Origin of the sequence: Streptomyces sp. URMC 129, assembly GCF_051386415.1 — a bacterium.
Classification (GTDB): domain Bacteria; phylum Actinomycetota; class Actinomycetes; order Streptomycetales; family Streptomycetaceae; genus Streptomyces.
In genome coordinates this window covers 25,769-44,055 of sequence record NZ_JBPQTQ010000005.1, presented here as the reverse complement: position 1 = coordinate 44,055, position 18,287 = coordinate 25,769, and the positions used below count along the sequence as shown (strand labels likewise).

Annotated in this window: 13 protein-coding genes; 12 read left to right on the top strand and 1 reads right to left on the bottom strand. The window is 74.2% G+C overall.

The window, feature by feature from the left end; all coding sequences use genetic code 11:
• Positions 1 to 57 precede the first annotated feature (57 nt).
• The 5 genes from ACSNOC_RS02385 to ACSNOC_RS02365 all read left to right on the top strand — a co-directional run bounded on the left by ACSNOC_RS02385 (position 58) and on the right by ACSNOC_RS02365 (position 7,426).
• Positions 58 to 1,455 carry a nitrate/nitrite transporter gene (locus tag ACSNOC_RS02385; protein ID WP_436745504.1) on the top strand — a complete coding sequence of 466 codons (1,398 nt, stop codon included), beginning with the start codon at positions 58 to 60 and terminating at the stop codon, positions 1,453 to 1,455.
• 117 nt (positions 1,456 to 1,572) lie between these two features.
• Entirely contained in the window at positions 1,573 to 2,718 is a 1,146-nt protein-coding gene (locus ACSNOC_RS02380) for a uroporphyrinogen-III synthase (RefSeq protein ID WP_436745503.1), read from the top strand.
• 117 nt (positions 2,719 to 2,835) lie between these two features.
• Positions 2,836 to 5,106: a HelD family protein gene (locus tag ACSNOC_RS02375; protein WP_436745502.1), complete on the top strand. Its 2,271-nt coding sequence runs from the start codon at positions 2,836 to 2,838 to the stop codon at positions 5,104 to 5,106.
• A gap of 362 nt (positions 5,107 to 5,468) precedes the next feature.
• Positions 5,469 to 6,872, top strand: coding sequence for an NAD-dependent malic enzyme (locus ACSNOC_RS02370; RefSeq protein ID WP_436745501.1), 1,404 nt, complete (start codon positions 5,469 to 5,471; stop codon positions 6,870 to 6,872).
• Positions 6,873 to 7,144: 272 nt separating this feature from the next.
• The gene (locus tag ACSNOC_RS02365) at positions 7,145 to 7,426 is read left to right on the top strand and encodes an HU family DNA-binding protein (RefSeq protein WP_436745500.1); all 282 of its coding nucleotides are present in this window, start codon (positions 7,145 to 7,147) and stop codon (positions 7,424 to 7,426) included.
• Between the two features lie 126 nt (positions 7,427 to 7,552).
• Here the strand turns inward: ACSNOC_RS02365 and murA are convergent, their stop codons facing one another.
• A complete protein-coding gene (murA, locus tag ACSNOC_RS02360; RefSeq protein WP_436745499.1) occupies positions 7,553 to 8,872 on the bottom strand; it encodes a UDP-N-acetylglucosamine 1-carboxyvinyltransferase in 1,320 nt (439 codons plus the stop codon).
• 152 nt (positions 8,873 to 9,024) lie between these two features.
• Here murA and ACSNOC_RS02355 point away from each other — a divergent pair, with 152 nt between their 5' ends.
• The 7 genes from ACSNOC_RS02355 (at position 9,025) to ACSNOC_RS02325 (ending at position 18,181) form a co-directional block, all read left to right on the top strand.
• The gene (locus tag ACSNOC_RS02355; RefSeq protein WP_436745498.1) at positions 9,025 to 9,609 is read left to right on the top strand and encodes a YqgE/AlgH family protein; all 585 of its coding nucleotides are present in this window, start codon (positions 9,025 to 9,027) and stop codon (positions 9,607 to 9,609) included.
• Positions 9,610 to 9,620: 11 nt separating this feature from the next.
• Complete coding sequence (locus ACSNOC_RS02350) at positions 9,621 to 9,911, top strand: DUF3039 domain-containing protein (RefSeq protein ID WP_436745497.1); 291 nt, start codon at positions 9,621 to 9,623, stop codon at positions 9,909 to 9,911.
• Between the two features lie 225 nt (positions 9,912 to 10,136).
• Positions 10,137 to 11,042 (top strand): FAD binding domain-containing protein, encoded by a 906-nt coding sequence (locus ACSNOC_RS02345; RefSeq protein WP_436745496.1) that lies wholly within the window; start codon positions 10,137 to 10,139, stop codon positions 11,040 to 11,042.
• The gene (locus ACSNOC_RS02340) at positions 11,039 to 12,373 is read left to right on the top strand and encodes a 2Fe-2S iron-sulfur cluster-binding protein (protein WP_436745495.1); all 1,335 of its coding nucleotides are present in this window, start codon (positions 11,039 to 11,041) and stop codon (positions 12,371 to 12,373) included. Before ACSNOC_RS02345 ends, ACSNOC_RS02340 begins: the two co-directional genes overlap by 4 nt.
• Before the next feature lie 41 nt (positions 12,374 to 12,414).
• Entirely contained in the window at positions 12,415 to 14,700 is a 2,286-nt protein-coding gene (locus ACSNOC_RS02335) for a xanthine dehydrogenase family protein molybdopterin-binding subunit (RefSeq protein ID WP_436745532.1), read from the top strand.
• Positions 14,701 to 14,791: 91 nt separating this feature from the next.
• Positions 14,792 to 16,279 carry an MFS transporter gene (locus ACSNOC_RS02330; protein WP_436745494.1) on the top strand — a complete coding sequence of 496 codons (1,488 nt, stop codon included), beginning with the start codon at positions 14,792 to 14,794 and terminating at the stop codon, positions 16,277 to 16,279.
• 87 nt (positions 16,280 to 16,366) lie between these two features.
• Complete coding sequence (locus ACSNOC_RS02325; RefSeq protein WP_436745493.1) at positions 16,367 to 18,181, top strand: DEAD/DEAH box helicase; 1,815 nt, start codon at positions 16,367 to 16,369, stop codon at positions 18,179 to 18,181.
• Positions 18,182 to 18,287 lie beyond the last annotated feature (106 nt).

The window sequence follows — 18,287 nt, the reverse complement described above, 5'->3', positions numbered from 1 at the left end:
CCTCCCTACCTTTCAGGAACCAGGAACCCCTGAACGAGCCTGATTGATGGAGGCGCCATGTCAGCCCCCAAGCCCGCAGCCGCCCGACGAGGGGGCCGCTGGATAGAAGAGTGGGACCCCGAGGACGAGACGTTCTGGCAGGAGAAGGGCGAGCGGATCGCCCGGCGCAACCTGTTCTTCTCCATCCTTTCCGAGCACATCGGCTTCTCGATCTGGACCCTGTGGGCGGTGCTCGTCCTGTTCATGGGGCCCGAGTACGGCATCGACCCGGCCGGGAAGTTCTTCCTCGTCTCGGTGGCCACGCTCGTCGGCGCCTGTGTCCGGGTGCCGTACACCTTCGCGGTGGCCCGCTTCGGCGGGCGCAACTGGACGGTGGTGTCGGCCTCGATGCTGCTCCTGCCGACCGCGGCGGCCTGGATCGTGATGGAGCCGGGCACCTCGTACACCACGTTCATGGTGGTGGCGATGCTCACCGGCGTCGGCGGCGGCAACTTCGCCTCGTCGATGACGAACATCAACGCCTTCTTCCCGCTCCGCAAGAAGGGCTGGGCGCTGGGCCTGAACGCGGGCGGCGGCAACATCGGCGTCCCCGTCGTCCAGCTGGTCGGTCTGCTGGTCATCGCCACCGCGGGCGACGGGCAGCCGCGCGTGCTGCTGGCCGTCTACACGCCGCTGATCGTGGTCGCCGCCTTCCTGGCCTGGCGCTACATGGACAACCTGGCCCCGATGAAGAACGACACCGGTGCCGCCAAGGAGTCCGTGCGGGAGGCCCACACCTGGATCATGTCGTTCCTGTACATCGGCACCTTCGGCTCGTTCATCGGCTACAGCTTCGCCTTCGGCCTGGTGCTCCAGAACCAGTTCGACCGCACCCCGCTCCAGGCGGCCTCGATCACCTTCATCGGCCCGCTGCTGGGCTCGCTGATCCGCCCGATCGGCGGGTACTGGGCGGACAAGTACGGCGGCGCGAAGATCACGCTCTTCACCTTCGCGGGCATGGCCGCGGCCACCGGCGTGGTCGTGGCGGCCTCCGTGCAGGAGTCGCTGCCGGTCTTCCTCGTCGGGTTCATCGGCCTCTTCGTGCTGAGCGGCCTGGGCAACGGCTCGACGTACAAGATGATCCCCGGCATCTACCAGGCCAAGGCGCGGGCGCTCGGTCTCACCGGTGAGGAGGCCGCCGCGTACGGGCGCCGCCTGTCCGGTGCCGCGATCGGCCTGATCGGCGCGGTCGGCGCGCTCGGCGGGCTCGGGATCAACCTGGCCTTCCGGCAGTCCTTCATGTCCACCGGGACCGGCACCAGCGCCTTCGCCTCGTTCCTCGGCCTGTACGCGGTGTGTTTCACGGTCACCTGGGCCGTATACCTGCGCCGGTCGACCCCGGCCGGCATCCCGGCGCCGGACGAAAAGGCCACCGATGGCAGCAGCGAGCAGCAGCCCGCCTACGCGGGAGTGTGACACCGCCCACGACGGGCCGTACGTAACTTGCGAGTAACAAACGGATACCGAGCCTGTCATGCTCCGTTGGCAGGCTCGGTACCCGTATCGGAACACTCTGGGCGGAGCGGATACGCCATGCGTCAGGAACAGCGCGACATCAGGCCACTCGACGGATTCACCGTGGGCGTCACCGCGGCCCGCCGCGCGGACGAGCTCGGGGCCCTGCTGCGGCGGCGCGGCGCCGAGGTGCAGCACGCGCCGGCGCTGCGCATCGTGCCCCTGTCCGACGACGACCAGCTCCTCGCGGCCACCAGGAACCTGATCGCCGCGGCCCCCGACATCGTCGTCGCCACCACCGCGATCGGCTTCCGCGGCTGGGTGGAGGCGGCCGACGGCTGGGGCCTGGGCGAGTCCCTGCTCGACACCCTGACCGGTGCCGAACTGCTGGCCCGCGGCCCCAAGGTGCGCGGCGCGGTGCGGGCGGCCGGGCTCACCGAGAAGTGGTCGCCGGCCTCGGAATCGATGGCCGAGGTGCTGCAGCGCCTGCTCGACCAGGGCGTCGACGGCCGGCGCGTCGCCCTCCAGCTGCACGGCGAGCCGCTGCCCGGCTTCATCGAGGCGCTGCGCGAGGCCGGCGCCGAGGTGGTCGAGGTGCCCGTCTACCGGTGGATGCCGCCGCAGGACATCGCGCCGGTCGACCGGCTCATCGACGCGGTCCTCGGCCGCGGTGTCGACGCCATCACGTTCACCAGCGCGCCCGCCGCCGCCTCCCTGCTGCGGCGCGCCGACGAGCGCGGCGTCTCCGACCAGCTGGTGACCGCCCTGCAGAAGCACGTGCTGCCCGCCTGCGTCGGCCCGGTCACCGCGCTGCCGCTCCAGGCCCGTGACGTGCCCACCTGCCAGCCCGAACGGTTCCGGCTCGGCCCGCTGGTGCAGTTGCTGTGTCACGCGCTCCCCGGCCGGTCCCGGCCGCTGCCCGTCGCCGGGCGGCGGCTGGAGATCCGCGGCCACGCGGTGATCGTGGACGGCGAGCTGCGGCCCGTGCCGCCGGCCGGCATGGCGCTGCTGCGGCTGCTGGCCCGGCGCCCCGGCTGGGTCGTGCCCCGCGCGGAGCTGCTGCGCGCCCTGCCGGGCGCCGGGCGCGACGAACACGCCGTGGAGACCGCCATGGCCCGGCTGCGCGGCGCCCTCGGCGCGCCCACGCTGATCCAGACCGTCGTCAAACGCGGCTACCGGCTGGCCCTCGACGCCGCCCTGGACAGTCACAAGTACAGCGATTGACGTCCTGACCCGCGCGAATCGTTCCGATCTCGCGTACGGTGGACCGCTGCCACGCCGAGCGCGGGCGGCTCACGCGACGACGGCCGCCCGCCCAGAAGAACGAGGGGGGCCGGAGCGGTGGACGCGCGGGAACGGGAGATCCAGGGCGAGCAGCGGCACCTGGACACCGTCTACGACCGCCTCGCGGAGAAGATCCACGAGGCGGAGTACCTCATGGCGGACGCGGCCCGCCGCGTCCAGGTGGGCACACCGGGCGCGCTGGCCGAGCGCGACGCCCAGGTCTTCCGCGCCGGCCTCCACCTGAATCGCCTGAACAGCGAGTTCGAGGACTTCCTCTTCGGCCGCATCGACCTGCTCGCCGGCAAGGACGGCGTCCGGGGCGCCGACGGCGCGTACACCTCGGTCGAGCCGGCCGACGACGCGGTGCGCGACGGCGTGGCCGACATCGCGGAGACCCTGCACATCGGCCGCATGGGCGTGCTCGACGCCGACTACGTTCCGCTGGTCATCGACTGGCGGGCGCCCGCCGCCGCGCCGTTCTACCGCGCCACCCCCGTCGCGCCCGGCCGCGTGGTGCGCCGGCGCGTGATCCGCAGCCGGGGGCGCCGGGTGCTGGGCGTCGAGGACGACCTGCTCCGCCCCGAGCTGCGGGCCCGGCTCGGCGGCGCCGAGCTGCCGGTCGTCGGCGACGGCGCGCTGATGGCCGCTCTCGGCCGGGCGCGCGGTCACCGGATGACCGACATCGTCGCCTCCATCCAGGCCGAGCAGGACGAGGTGATCCGCGCCCCCGCCGTCTCGGTCACCGAGGTCACCGGCGGACCCGGCACCGGCAAGACCGCCGTGGCGCTGCACCGGGCCGCCTACCTGCTCTACCAGGACCGGCGGCGGTACGCGGGCGGGATCCTCGTGGTCAGCCCGACCCCGCTGCTCGTCTCCTACACCGAGGGCGTGCTCCCGTCCCTGGGCGAGGAGGGACAGGTCGCCATCCGCGCGCTGGGCTCGCTGGTGGACGGCGTCACCGCCGACGCGTACGACGACCAGGCGGTCGCGCGGATCAAGGGCTCCGCCGTGATGGCCCGGGTGCTGCACCGGGCGGCGCGCGGCGCGGTGGACGCGCCGGGCGCGCCCGAGCGGCTGCGGGTGGTGGCGTTCGGCCGCCGCGTCGAGCTGGAGGGCGAGGCGCTGGCCCGGGTCAGGCAGCAGACCCTGGGCGGCACCGCGCCGGTCAACCTGCTGCGGCCTCGCGCGCGGCGGCTGCTTCTGGACGCGCTGTGGGAGGCGTCGGACGCGCGCGGCCGGTACCCGGACGCGGCGATCGCGGCCGAGGCGAGGGAGGCGTTCAACGAGGACATCGGCTCCGAGGACGTCTTCCGGGACTTCCTCGACGCCTGGTGGCCGGAGGTCAGCCCGCTCCAGGTGCTGGCCGCGATGGCCGACGAACAGCGCCTCGGCCGCTGGGCGCGGCGCCTGCTGCGCCCCCGCGAGGTGCGCCAACTCGCCCGCTCGCTGCGGCGGATCACCCCGGAGGGCCGGGGCCTGTCCGGCCACGACGTGGCGCTCCTGGACGAGTTGAGGGTGCTGCTCGGCACCCCGCCCCGGCCCGCGAAGCCGCGCGAGACGGACGTGCTGGACCAGCTCACCGGTCTCGACGAGGTGACCACCTACGCCGAACGTTTCTCCGCCCGGCGGGAGTCGAGGAACCTGGAGGAGGACCGCGCCGACTACGCGCACGTCATCGTGGACGAGGCGCAGGACCTGACACCCATGCAGTGGCGGATGGTGGGCCGGCGCGGGCGGCAGGCCACGTGGACCATCGTCGGTGACCCGGCGCAGAGTTCGTGGCCCGCGCCCGAGGAGGCGGCGGCCGAGAAGGACGCGGCGCTGGGCAGGCGTCCGCGCCGCCGGTTCGAGCTGACGGTCAACTACCGCAATCCGGCCGAGATCGCCCGCGTCGCGGACGGCGTGCTGGCGCGCGCGATGCCCGGGGCGCGTCCGCCGCGCGCCGTGCGCGAGACCGGCGTGGCCCCCCGTTTCGCCACCGCGCCCACGGCGCGCGCGCTGGCGGACGCGGTGCGCGCCGAGGCGGCGTGGCTGCTCCGGGAGGTCGAGGGCACGGTCGGCGTGGTGGTGGCGATGGCCCGCCGGGAGGAGGCCGCCGGGTGGCTGGCCGGGCTCGGGGACCGGCTGGTGGTGCTGGGCAGCCTGGAGGCCAAGGGGCTGGAATACGACGCCACGCTCGTGGCGGCGCCCGGCGAGATCGCGGACGAGTCACCGGCCGGGCTGCGCGTGCTGTACGTGGCCCTCACCCGGGCCACCCAGCGGCTCACCGTGCTGTCCTCGCCCGCCGACCAGCCCGACGGCGCGGGGGTGCCGGCCCTGCTCCGCTGAGCCCGCCGGGTCCGGGCGCCGGGCGGTGCGCCGTTCCGGCACCGTCCTGACCTGCGTCTTGGCGGCCGGCGATGCCCGGTTGACCCCGGGGCCTGGTGCTGTAGCCTGGAAAAGGCGCCGGCCCGTTTCATGCCCCCGGGCCCAACCATTGTCGCTTCGAGCGACCACTTGCCGCGAGGCGGCTGGCGGGTCGGTGCCCTTCTCTCCCCTTCGTTCACTCTTTCCGGGACTGCTGGTCCTGGCCTCTTCCTTCCCCTGTTACGGTCATATCGGTCGTCCGTCCCGCCTTTGGCCGTGTCCGGTTCCTCTCGTAGGGTGACAGACACTCGGGGGCGGAAGAGGAACAGCGAAGGAAGTCGCCCATGGCAACGGCACCCAGCGTCTCGTATTCGATGACTGTCCGGCTGGAGGTCCCGGCCAGCGGCACGGCGGTCAGCCAGCTCACCACCGTGGTGGAGTCCTCCGGCGGCTCGGTCACCGGCCTCGACGTCACCGCCTCCGGACACGAGAAGCTGCGTATCGACGTGACCATCGCGGCGAGTTCCACCGCGCACGCCGATGAAATCGTCCAGAAGCTCCGCGCGATCGAGGGCGTTGCGGTCGGCAAGGTTTCCGATCGCACCTTCCTGATGCACCTGGGCGGCAAGATCGAGATGACGTCCAAGCATCCGATTCGCAATCGCGATGACTTGTCCATGATCTACACGCCGGGTGTGGCCCGCGTGTGCACCCAGATCGCCGCCCACCCGGAGGACGCCCGGCGGCTGACGATCAAGCGCAACAGCGTCGCCGTCGTCACCGACGGCTCCGCCGTGCTGGGCCTGGGCAACATCGGCCCGCGGGCCGCGCTGCCGGTGATGGAGGGCAAGGCCGCGCTGTTCAAGCGCTTCGCCGGGATCGACGCCTGGCCGCTGTGCCTGGACACCCAGGACACCGACGCGATCGTGGAGATCGTCAAGGCCATCGCGCCCGGCTTCGCCGGGATCAACCTGGAGGACATCTCCGCCCCCCGCTGCTTCGAGATCGAGGCGCGGCTGCGCGAGGCGCTGGACATCCCCGTCTTCCACGACGACCAGCACGGCACGGCCATCGTGGTGCTCGCCGCCCTGCACAACGCGCTGCGCGTGGTGGGCAAGGAACTCGGCGCGGTCCGGGTCGTCATGTCGGGCGCGGGCGCGGCCGGCACGGCCATCCTCAAGCTGCTGATCGAGGCCGGCGTCAAGCACGCCGTCGTGGCCGACATCCACGGCGTGGTGCACGCCGGGCGGCACGATCTGGTGGACGCGGACGGCGATTCGCCGCTGCGCTGGATCGCCGACAACACCAACCCGGAGGGCATCACCGGGACTCTGCGCGAGGCCGTGGCCGGCGCGGACGTCTTCATCGGCGTCTCCGCCCCCGACGTGCTGGACGCGGCGGACGTGGCCGCGATGGCGGACGGCGCCATCGTCTTCGCGCTCGCGAATCCGGACCCCGAGATCGACCCGGCCGTGGCCCGGCAGACCGCCGCCGTGGTGGCCACCGGCCGCTCCGACTTCCCCAATCAGATCAACAACGTGCTGGTGTTCCCAGGGGTGTTCCGCGGTCTGCTGGACGCGCAGTCCGCCACCGTCAGCTCCGCGATGATGCTCGCCGCCGCCCGCGCGCTCGCGGACGTCGTCGGCGAAGGGGAGCTGAACGCCAACTACATCGTCCCCAGCGTCTTCAACGAGAAGGTCGCCGGGGCGGTCGCGGGCGCCGTCCGCGAAGCCGCGCAGGGCTTGTAGGGGCGGCGAGTCGGTTGCCGGGGCCGCGCGACTGCCCCTTAGGGTGACCGGGAGGCAAAGCCTCGGGAACGTCACCGGCGAGACGAAAAGGCGCTCTTCGTGTGACCCCGCTGGTGCCGGATTGGCCTTCCCGCCACTGGTGGGGGCAGGATGCGTACCCGGGCGAGGGGTTCGCGGAACGCAGACCCGGGTCCGGGGACTGTCAGTGGGCCCTGGCAGCATCGGCTTCGATCTCACGCCTCATTGGCAAGATGAACACGGGAGTACGAAATATGAACCGCAGTGAGCTGGTGGCCGCTCTGTCCGAGCGCGCCGAGGTGACTCGGAAGGACGCCGATGCTGTGCTGGCGGCCCTGGCCGAGACCATCGGGGAGGTCGTTGCCAAGGGGGACGAAAAGGTCACCATTCCCGGCTTCCTGACCTTCGAGCGGACCCACCGCGCCGCTCGCACCGCCCGCAACCCGCAGACCGGGGAGCCCATCCAGATCCCCGCCGGATACAGCGTCAAGGTGTCCGCGGGTTCCAAGCTGAAGGACGCCGCCAGGGGCAAGTGACGCCCGCGGAAGGCGACAAGGGGTGGCCCGCCGGGCCACCCCTTTCTCTGTGCCGCCGTTCGCGTCCGTCCCCGCCGCCGTTCTCTTCCGTGAACGTCACGCGGCGGGCCGGCGCCGTCAAGCTCCCTACGGGCGCTCGACCTTGGCGCCCAGGTCCTCCAGCTTCCGCACGAAGTTCTCGTAGCCGCGGTTGATCAGCCCGATGCCGTGCACCCGCGAGGTGCCCTCGGCCGCCAGCGCCGCGATCAGGTACGAGAAGCCGCCGCGCAGGTCCGGGATGACCAGGTCGGCGCCGTGCAGCCGGGTCGGGCCCGAGACCACCGCCGAGTGCAGGAAGTTGCGCTGGCCGAAGCGGCAGGGCGTGCCGCCCAGGCACTCGCGGTAGAGCTGGATGTGCGCCCCCATCTGGTTGAGCGCGCTGGTGAATCCGAGCCGCGACTCGTACACCGTCTCGTGCACGATCGACAGGCCCGACGCCTGCGTCAGCGCGACCACCAGCGGCTGCTGCCAGTCGGTCTGGAAGCCCGGGTGCACGTCGGTCTCCAGCGCGATCGCGTTCAGCGGGCCGCCCGGGTGCCAGAAGCGGATGCCCTCGTCGTCGATCTCGAACGCGCCGCCCACCTTCCGGTAGACGTTGAGGAACGTCATCATCTCCCGCTGACGGGCGCCGCGCACGTAGACGCTGCCCTCGGTGGCCAGCGCCGCGCTCGCCCAGGACGCCGTCTCCAGCCGGTCGGGCAGCGCCCGGTGCGTGTAGCCGCCGAGTCGCTCCACGCCGGTGATGCGGATGGTCCGGTCCGTGTCCATGGAGATCATCGCGCCCATCTTCTGGAGCACGCAGATCAGGTCCTCGATCTCCGGCTCCACGGCCGCGTTCGACAGCTCGGTCACGCCCTCCGCCAGCACGGCGGTCAGCAGCACCTGCTCGGTGGAGCCGACCGACGGGTACGGCAGCCGGATCTTGCAGCCGCGCAGGCCGCGCGGCGCCTCCAGGTACTGCCCGTCGGCCCGCTTCTCGATCACCGCGCCGAACTGCCGCAGCACGTCGAAGTGGAAGTCGACCGGCCGGCCGCCGATGTCGCAGCCGCCGAGCCCGGGAATGAACGCGTGGCCGAGCCGGTGCAGCAGCGGGCCGCAGAACAGGATCGGGATGCGCGAGGACCCGGCGTGCGCGTCGATGTCGGCCACGTTCGCGCTCTCCACGCGCGACGGGTCGAGCACCAGCTCGCCGTGCTCCTCCCCGCTGCGGACGGTCACGCCGTGCAACTGCAGCAGTCCGCGCACCACCCGCACGTCGCGGATGTCGGGCACGTTCCGCAGGCGGCTGGGGGCGCTGCCGAGCAGCGCCGCGACCATGGCCTTGGGAACCAGGTTCTTCGCCCCCCGGACCCGGATCTCCCCCTCGATCGGGGTGCCGCCGTGAACAAGAAGTACGTCGTCGGTCATGGGACTCACGATCTGCGCGGATGGATGCGGGCCAACCGCATCGATGGTAGTGCGCCCCGGGCGGACCGGCCCGGGGGGCGGGCGTGGCGGGCGCCGGACGGCATCCGGGACGGCACTCCCCAGCACCGGGAGGGATGCGGAATCATGGCCGCATGACCGAGGCGTCCTCGCTCACCGGGCGGCTGCTGGTGGCCACGCCCGCGCTGTCCGATCCGAACTTCGACCGCTCCGTCGTGCTCCTCCTCGACCACGACCGCGAGGGCGCCCTGGGCGTCGTGCTGAACCGCCCCACCCCTGTCGGCGTCTCCGAGGTCCTCGAACCGTGGGCCGCGCTGGCCGGTGAGCCCGGCGTCGTCTTCCAGGGCGGACCTGTCGCCCTGGACGCCGCGCTCGCGCTCGCCGTCGTCCCCGGCTCGGGGACTCCCCCGGACTCCGTCCGGGTGGGACCCCTGGGCTGGCGGCGCGTGCACGGCTCGATCGGCCTGGTCGACCTGGAGGCGCCGCCGGAGGTGCTGGCCGCCGAGCTGGGCTCGCTGCGGATCTTCGCCGGATACGCCGGCTGGGGTCCGGAACAGCTCGAACGGGAGCTGGAGGAGGGCGCCTGGTACGTCGTGGACTCCGAGCCGGGAGACGTCTCGGCGCCCGAGCCGGAGCGGCTGTGGCGGGCCGTGCTGCGCCGCCAGCGCGGCAGCCTGGCACTGCTCGCCACATACCCGGACGACCCGTCGCTCAATTAGGCTTGGTACTCATGAGCACTGTTGAGCCCGAGCGCGGAGCGGGTACCGGCACCCTCGTCGAGCCCACCCCGCAGACGACGCACGGCGACGGCGACCACGAGCGCTTCGCCCACTATGTCCAGAAGGACAAGATCATGGCGAGCGCGCTGGACGGCACCCCCGTCGTCGCGCTCTGCGGGAAGGTCTGGGTGCCCGGCAGGGATCCCAAGAAGTACCCGGTGTGCCCGCTGTGCAAGGAGATCTACGAGTCCATGGGCTCCTTCGGGGGCGGCGGCAAGGACGGCAAGGGCGGCAAGCAGTAACCGTTCCGCCGCCCCGCCGCCGGGCCGCGTCCGGCGGCGGGAGCCCTCGCCCTGTGCCCTGATCGTGTGAGATGCCGCCCACGCCCGGTCCGGCTCTCCCCACCCGCCCCACGGCCGGGCGACCCCCGCGTCGGCGGAGCCGGAATCTATGCCAGAGTTGCCACGTCCCGGCCCCGAGCACGTACCGTACGGCTCGGTAGCCGGGACGACCGGAAAGGGGCTGGATTGAGCACGCACGCACCGCATGCACCGCAGACGGACCGGCTCGTCGCGCTCCCGGGCACGCTGGACGACGCCGTGGCCGCGCTGGCCGAGGTGCCCGCGGCCGTGCCCGTCGCGGGCGGCACCGATCTGATGACCCAGGTCAACGCCGGGCTGCTGCGCCCGGCCGCCCTGGTCGGCCTCGGGCGCCTGGCGGAGCTGCGTGGCTGGGCGTACCAGGACGGCCACGCGCTGCTCGGCGCGTGCCTGACCCACGCGCGGATGGCCCGCCCCGACTTCGCCGCCCTCATCCCCGCGCTCGCCGCGGCGGCCCGTTCCGCGGGGCCGCCGCAGGTGCGCAACGCCGGGACGCTCGGCGGCAACATCATCTCCGCCGCCCCCACCGGCGACACCCTCCCCGTGCTGGCCGCGCTGGAGGCGACGCTGCTGGTCGCGGGCCCCGACGGCGACGGCAGACAGATCCCCGTCAGCCACCTGCTGGCCGGCCGCGACCGGCTGCGCCCCGGGGAACTGCTCGCCCATGTGCGGGTGCCGCTGCTGCACGCCGCGCAGACGTTCCTGAAGGCCACCAGCCGCACCGGGCCGTCCCGCGCGCTCGCCTCGGTCGCCGTGGTGCTGGACCCGGTGCACCGCGAGGTGCGCTGCGCGGTCGGCGCCGTCGCCCCGATGCCGCTGCGCCCGCTGGACGCCGAGCGCTGGGTGGCCTCGCTGGTGGACTGGGACGGCGAGCGCGGCCTGGCGCCGGAGGTGCTGGCGGCCTTCGGGGACTACGTCGGCATGGCCTGCATCCCGGACCCGGAGCCGCCGGAGGACGGCGGCGAGCCCGCGCAGCTCCCTGCCGCCGTGCTGCACATGAGGCGTACCGTGGCAACCCTCGCCCGCCGTGGACTCGGAAGGGCTCTCGCATGAGCAACGATCAGCAGCCGGAGCAGGACGTCCCTGGCCCGCAGCCGAGCTGGGGCGGGGAGTACGACGCCGAGGCCACCGCCTTCATAGAGCTTCCGCCCGGCTACGCCGAGGGGACCGGCGGCGAGCCGCTGGCCGCCCCGGGCCACGGGTACCGGCCGCCGGAGATCGGCCGGCCCACCGCGCCGCCCGCCACCGCCGAGGCCACCACCGACCCCGGCGCGACCGGGCAGTGGACGATGCCGTTCGGCTGGGGCACACCGCAGCCCGAGGGCGGGGGCGGCGTACCGCGCTCCCCGCAGCTGCCGACCGCCGCCGCCATGGGCCAGGGCGCCGCGCTGGCCGGCGGGCGCCGCCCGCTGGGCGACGGCCCCGCCGTCGCGGCCGGTCCCGAGGGGCACGGTGTTGAGGGACACGGTCCCGAGGGGCACCGGCAGCCGCCCGCGCAGGCCGGGCACGACGGCGCGCCCTGGTCGGGCGCGGCCGGGCAGTCCGTTCCGCCGTCGCCCTGGTCCGGGCCGCCCGCCGGGGAGCCGCACCCGCCCGAGCCCGAGCCGGAGATCCCCGCCGCCGTGGCCGGCGCGGCGGAGCCGGTGACCGCCGCCGAGGAGGCCGTGACCGGCGAGGGGGCCGCCCCGGGCGGCAGCCGCAGCGAGCACCCCGAGGTCAGCTACGTGCTGCGCGTCAACGGCGTGGACCGGCCCGTCTCCGGCGCCTGGATCGGCGAGTCGCTGCTGTACGTGCTGCGCGAGCGGCTCGGCCTGGCCGGTGCGAAGGACGGCTGCGCGCAGGGCGAGTGCGGGGCCTGCTCGGTGCAGGTGGACGGCCGCCTGGTGGCGGCCTGCCTGGTGCCGGCCGCGACCGCTTCCGGCAGCGAGATCCGCACCGTGGAGGGGCTGGGCGGCGACGGCACGCCCTCGGACGTGCAGCGGGCGCTGGCCGCGTCGGCCGTGCAGTGCGGCTTCTGCCTGCCGGGCATGGCCATGACCATCCACGACCTGCTGGAGGGCAATCCGGCGCCCACCGAGCTGGAGACCCGCCGGGCCCTGTGCGGCAACCTGTGCCGCTGCTCCGGCTACCGGGGCATCCTGGACGCGGTGCGCGCGGTGGTGGACGAGCGCGCCGCCACAAGCCCGCGCGCCGAGCGCGGCGAACGGTCCGCGCGCCCCGCCCCCGAGCCGCACGACCCGGCGTCCGCCACCGAGCCCCCGGCCGGACCGGTGGTCGCGCCACCGGCCGGGCCCCCGCCCCATGAGCACACCGCCCGCATTCCCCACCAGGCCGGGCCGCCCCCGGTCTCCGGCCGGGGCTATCCCCAGGCAGGAGGCATGTGATGACGGACCGACCCCAGGCCGCGGACGCGGCGGCCGTCACGATGGTGCCCGCCCAGGGCGGCGAGGCGCCGCCGCGCCGCGAGCCGCACGGCCTCGGCGCCTCCGTCGGGCCCGCCGAGGCGGACGCCAAGGTGCAGGGGACCTACCCGTACACCGCCGACCTGTGGGCCGAGGGCCTGCTGTGGGCCGCGGTGCTGCGCTCCCCGCACCCGCACGCGCGCATCAAGGGCATCGACACCGCCGACGCCGCCGCGCTGCCCGGCGTGCGGGCCGTCGTCACCCACGAGGACGTGGCGGGCGGGGCCGGTCTCGGCCGGGCCGTCACCGACCGGCCCCCGCTCGCCTCCGAGGTGGTGCGGTACCACGGCGAGCCCGTCGCCGCCGTCGCCGCCGACCACCCCGAGACCGCCCGGCTCGCCGCCGCCGCGATCGTCGTGGAGTACGAGGTCCTCGACCCGGTCACCGACCCGGAGAAGTCGTTCGAGGCCGAGCCCCTCCACCCCGACGGCAATCTGATCCGCCACATCCCGCTGCGCCACGGCGACCCGTCCGCCACCGGCGAGGTCGTGGTCGAGGGCCTGTACCGGGTGGGGCGGCAGGACCCGGCGCCCATCGGGGTGGAGTCCGGGCTCGCCGTGCCGCGCCCGGACGGCGGGGTCGAGGTCTACACCGGCACCACCGACCCCCACACCGACCGGGACCGGCTCGCCGCCTGCCTCGGCCTCGAACTCGATCAGGTGAAGATCTACGTCACCGGCGTGCCCGGCGCGCTGGGCGACCGCGAGGACCTGGGATTCCAGCTCCCGCTGGCGCTGCTGGCCATCCGCACCGGCAGCCCGGTGAAGCTGGCGGCGACCCGCGAGGAGTCGTTCCTCGGCCACGCCCACCGGCACCCGACCCTGCTGCGCTACTGGCACCACGCCGACCGCGAGGGGAAGCTGGTCAAGGTCGAGGCGCAGCTCCTGATGGACGCGGGCGCCTACGCCGACGACTCCGCGGAGGCGCTGGCCGCCGCCGTCTCGTTCGCCGCCGGGCCCTACGTCGTGCCGAACGCGGTGATCGACGGCTGGGCCGTCCGGACGAACAACCCGCCCTCGGGCTATCTGCGCGGCGAGGGCGCCATGCAGGTGTGCGCCGCGTACGAGGGCCAGATGGACAAGCTGGCCGCCCAGCTCGGCATCGACCCGGCGGAGCTGCGGGCGCGCAACGTGCTGGCCACCGGGGACCCGCTGCCCACCGGCCAGACCGTGACCTGCCCGGCGCCGGTCGCGGAGCTGCTGACGGCCGTGCGCGAGGCGCCGCTGCCCGCGCTGCCCAAGGACGGGCCGGTGGCGGACTGGCTGCTGCCCGGCGGCCCGGACGGCGCCGCCGAGCCGGGCGCGGTGCGGCGCGGCGTCGGGTACGCGCTGGGCATGGTGCACATGCTCGGCGCGGAGGGCGCGGACGAGGTGTCGACGGCCACGGTCAAGGTCGAGGGCACGGTGGCGACCGTGCTGTGCGCGGCGGTCGAGACGGGACAGGGCTTCGCGACGCTGGCCCGGCAGATCGTGCAGGACGTGCTGGGCGTGGACGAGGTGCACGTCGCCCCCGTGGACACCGACCAGCCGCCGGCCGGGCCCGGCGGCCGGGGCCGGCACACGTGGGTGTCGGGCGGCGCGGTGGAGCGGGCGGCGAAGATGGTCCGCACGCAGCTGCTGCAGCCGCTGGCGACGAAGTTCGGGATGTCCGCCGAGCTGCTGACCATCGCGGACGGCAAGATCACCTCCTACGACGGGGTGCTGAGCACCACCGTGGCCGAGGCCCTGGAGGGCAAGGAGCTGTGGGCGACGGCCCAGTGCCGGCCGCACCCGACCGAGCCGCTGAACGAGGCGGGCCGGGGCGACGCGTTCGTCGGGCTGGCCTTCGCCGCCGTGCGGGCCGTGGTCGACGTGGACGTCGAGCTGGGCTCGGTGCGGGTGGTGGAGATGGCGATCGCCCAGGACGTCGGGCGGGTGCTGAACCCGCGGCAGGTGGCGGCGCGGATCGAGGCCGGGGTCACCCAGGGCGTCGGCGCGGCGCTCACCGAGCATCTGCGGGTGGTGCGCGGGATGGTGCGGCGGCCGGACCTGGCCGGGTACGCGCTGCCGACGCCGCTGGACGCGCCCGAGGTGCGGATCGTGAAGCTGGTCGAGGAGCGGGACGTGGTGGCGCCGTTCGGGGCGAAGGCGGTCAGCGCCGTGCCGCTGGTGGTGTCGCCCGCGGCGGTGGCGGCGGCGGTCCGCGCGGCCACCGGCCGCCCGGTGAACCGGCTGCCGATCCGCCCGCAGGCGGCGGTCGGGGTGGCATAGCCGGGGAAGACGGGCCCTGGGGCGATCGGCCGACCACCTCACGTCTCGGGGCCATAGGCGACGGCGGGCTACGGTCCTTACCGTGTGACGTATGACCGACGTCGGTGCCGCTCCCGGATCCTCCCTGACCCCTTCTCCCGTTCCCGCCGCTGGTCCGTCGCCGGTCTCCGGGGCCGGCGGTGGCGTGCTGAGCCGTCCGTACCGCGCGCTGACGCTGGGCTGCGTCAGCACGATCCTGCTGATCGCGTTCGAGGCGATGGCCGTCGGCACGGTGATGCCCGCGGCGGCCGAGGCGCTGGACGGGCTCGGGCTGTACGCGTTCGCCTTCTCCGGCTTCTTCACCACGAGCCTGCTGGGCATGGTCGCCGCGGGCCAGTGGGCCGACCGGCGCGGGCCGGCCGGTCCGGTGGTGGCGGGCATCGCGTCGTTCGCGGCGGGGCTGCTGCTGTCGGGCACGGCCGGGACGATGTGGGTCTTCGTGCTGGGCCGGGCGGCGCAGGGCGTGGGCGGCGGGCTGGTGATCGTGGCGCTGTACGTGCTCGTGCGGCGGGCGTTCCCCGAGCCGCTCCAGGCGGCGGCGCTGGCGTCGTTCTCGGCGGCCTGGGTGGTGCCCTCGATGGTGGGCCCGGTCGTCGCGGGCACGGTGACGGAACGGTTCGGCTGGCGGTGGGTCTTCCTCGGCATCACCGCGCTGGTGGTGCTGCCGCTGGTGATCATGCTGCCGGCGCTGCGCGCCCAGGCCGCCGCGGCGCCCGGGAACGCGGCGGCCGACCGGTTCGACGGGCGGCGGCTGCGGCTGGCCGCGGCCGTGGCGGTGGGCGCGGGGCTGCTGCAGTACGGCGGCCAGGACCCGCGCTGGCTGTCCCTGGTCCCGGTGGCCGCCGGTCTGGCGCTGCTGGCCCCCTCGGCGCGGCGGCTGCTGCCGCGCGGCACGTTCCGCGCGGCGCGCGGGCTGCCGTCGGTGATCATGCTGCGCGGCCTGCTGTCGGCGGCGTGGCTGGCGTCGCAGGCGTTCCTGCCGCTGCTGCTGGTGACCCAGCGCGGCCTGTCGTACACCGAGGCCGGTCTGGCGCTGGCCGCCTCCGGTGGCCTGTGGGCGCTGGGCTCGTACACCCAGTCGGCCTCGTGGGCCGAGCCGCGCCGCTACCGGCTCACGACCCTGGGCACGGTGCTGCTGGCCCTGGCCGTGGGGACGACGCCGCTGGTGCTGCTCGACGCGGTCCCGGTGTGGCTCCCGGCGGTCACCCTGTCGGTGGGCGCCTTCGGCATGGGCCTGGCCGTGGCCTCGGTCGGCGTCCTGGTGCTGCGGCTGTCCACGCCGGGGGAGGCGGGCGGCAACGTGGCGTCCCTCCAGGTCTTCGACAGCCTGGGCAACGTGGCGATGCTGACGGCGGTCGGCACCCTCTTCGCCGCCCTCGGTGGCGACACGGCGTCCACGGGCCACGGGACGGCGGCGACGGCCGGACCGGCGGTGGGCGCGGGCGCGTTCGTCGCGGTGTACGCGTGCACGACGGCGGCGGCGCTGCTGAGCATCGTGGTGTCCGGGCGGCTGCGGACCCCGGCGGCGACCGCGGTGTGACCTGAGCCGCATCTGTCCGGCGCGCGGCGGGGATACGCTGGCGCGGTCGTTCCTCCGTCCGCCGTCGTCCACCCCGTCCCGGAGACCGTGAGTACCACCGCCGCCTCGTCCGCCTCTCCGTCCCCGTCGTCGCACCACCTGTCTCCCGCCTTTCCCGGCCGCGCCCCCTGGGGCACGGCGGGGAAGCTGCGGGCCTGGCAGCAGGGCGCGATGGACACGTATCTCGCCGCGCAGCCGCGGGACTTCCTCGCGGTCGCCACCCCGGGCGCCGGCAAGACCACCTTCGCGCTCACCCTCGCCTCCTGGCTGCTGCACCACCACGTCGTGCGGCAGGTGACCGTCGTCGCGCCGACCGAGCACCTCAAGGCGCAGTGGGCCGACGCCGCCGCCCGGATAGGGATCCGGCTCGATCCCGGGTACAGCGCCGGGCCCCTCGGCCGCGAGTACCACGGGGTCGCGGTCACCTACGCGGGCGTCGGCGTCCGGCCGATGCTGCACCGGAACCGCTGCGAGCAGCGCAAGACGCTGGTGATCCTCGACGAGATCCACCACGCCGGTGACTCCCGCTCGTGGGGCGAGGCGTGCCTGGAGGCCTTCGAACCGGCCACGCGGCGGCTGGCGTTGACGGGCACGCCGTTCCGGTCCGACACCAACCCCATCCCGTTCGTCACCTATGCCGAGGGCGGCGACGGCATCCGGCGCTCCGTCGCGGACTACACCTACGGATACGGCAACGCGCTGGCCGACGGCGTCGTGCGGCCGGTCATCTTCCTCTCCTACAGCGGCAGCATGCGCTGGCGCACCAAGGCCGGTGACGAGGTGGCCGCGCGGCTCGGGGAGCCGATGACCAAGGACGCCACCTCGCAGGCGTGGCGGACCGCCCTGGATCCCAAGGGCGAGTGGATGCCCGCCGTCCTCCGCGCCGCCGACCGGCGGCTGACCGAGGTCCGCCGCTCCGTGCCCGACGCCGGCGGCCTGGTCATCGCCAGCGACCAGGACTCCGCCCGCGCCTACGCCAAGCTGATCCGCGAGATCACCGGGGAGGCCGCCACCGTGGTGCTCTCCGACGACAGCGGCGCCTCGCAGCGCATCGAGGACTTCAGGACGTCGCTCGGCCGCTGGCTGGTCGCGGTGCGGATGGTGTCCGAGGGCGTCGACGTGCCCCGGCTCGCGGTCGGGGTCTACGCCACCACGATCGCCACCCCGCTGTTCTTCGCGCAGGCCGTGGGCCGTTTCGTGCGGTCCCGGCGGCGCGGCGAGACCGCGTCCGTCTTCCTGCCCACCATCCCCACGCTGCTCGGCTTCGCCCACGAGCTGGAGCTGGAGCGGGACCACGTGCTGGACAAGCCGAAGAAGGCCGGTGAGGAGGACGACCCGTACGGGCCGGAGGCGGACCTGCTGAAGGAGGCCGAGCGGCAGCGGGACGAGCCGGACGGCGAGCAGGACCAGCTCCCGTTCGAGGCGCTGGAGTCCGAGGCCGTCTTCGACCGGGTGATGTACGACGGCGCCGAGTTCGGCATGCAGGCCCACCCGGGCAGCGAGGAGGAGCAGGACTACCTCGGCATCCCCGGGCTGCTCGAACCCGACCAGGTGCGGCTGCTGCTGCGGAAGCGGCAGGAGCGGCAGATCGCGCACAGCCGCCGGAAGCCGGACGAGGAGGCCGACCTGCTGGAGCTGCCCGCCGAGCGGCGGCCGGTGCTCAGCCACAAGGAGATGATGGAGCTGCGCCGCGAGCTGAACTCGCTGGTCGGCGCCTACTCCCACCAGTCCGGCAAGCCGCACGGCGTGATCCACACCGAGCTGCGCCGCGCCTGCGGCGGCCCGCCCACGGCCGAGGCCACGGCGGGACAGCTCCGGCAGCGTCTCGCGAAGGTCCGTGAATGGGCCACAAGGATGCGGTGACCGAAGCGGTGATTCGCCCCATAACGATCGAAATCCACCCTCACTTGCTCGGATTCTGGACAGCCCCTTCCGCTGACCGGTGACGATGGATAAGTTTCCGGTCACC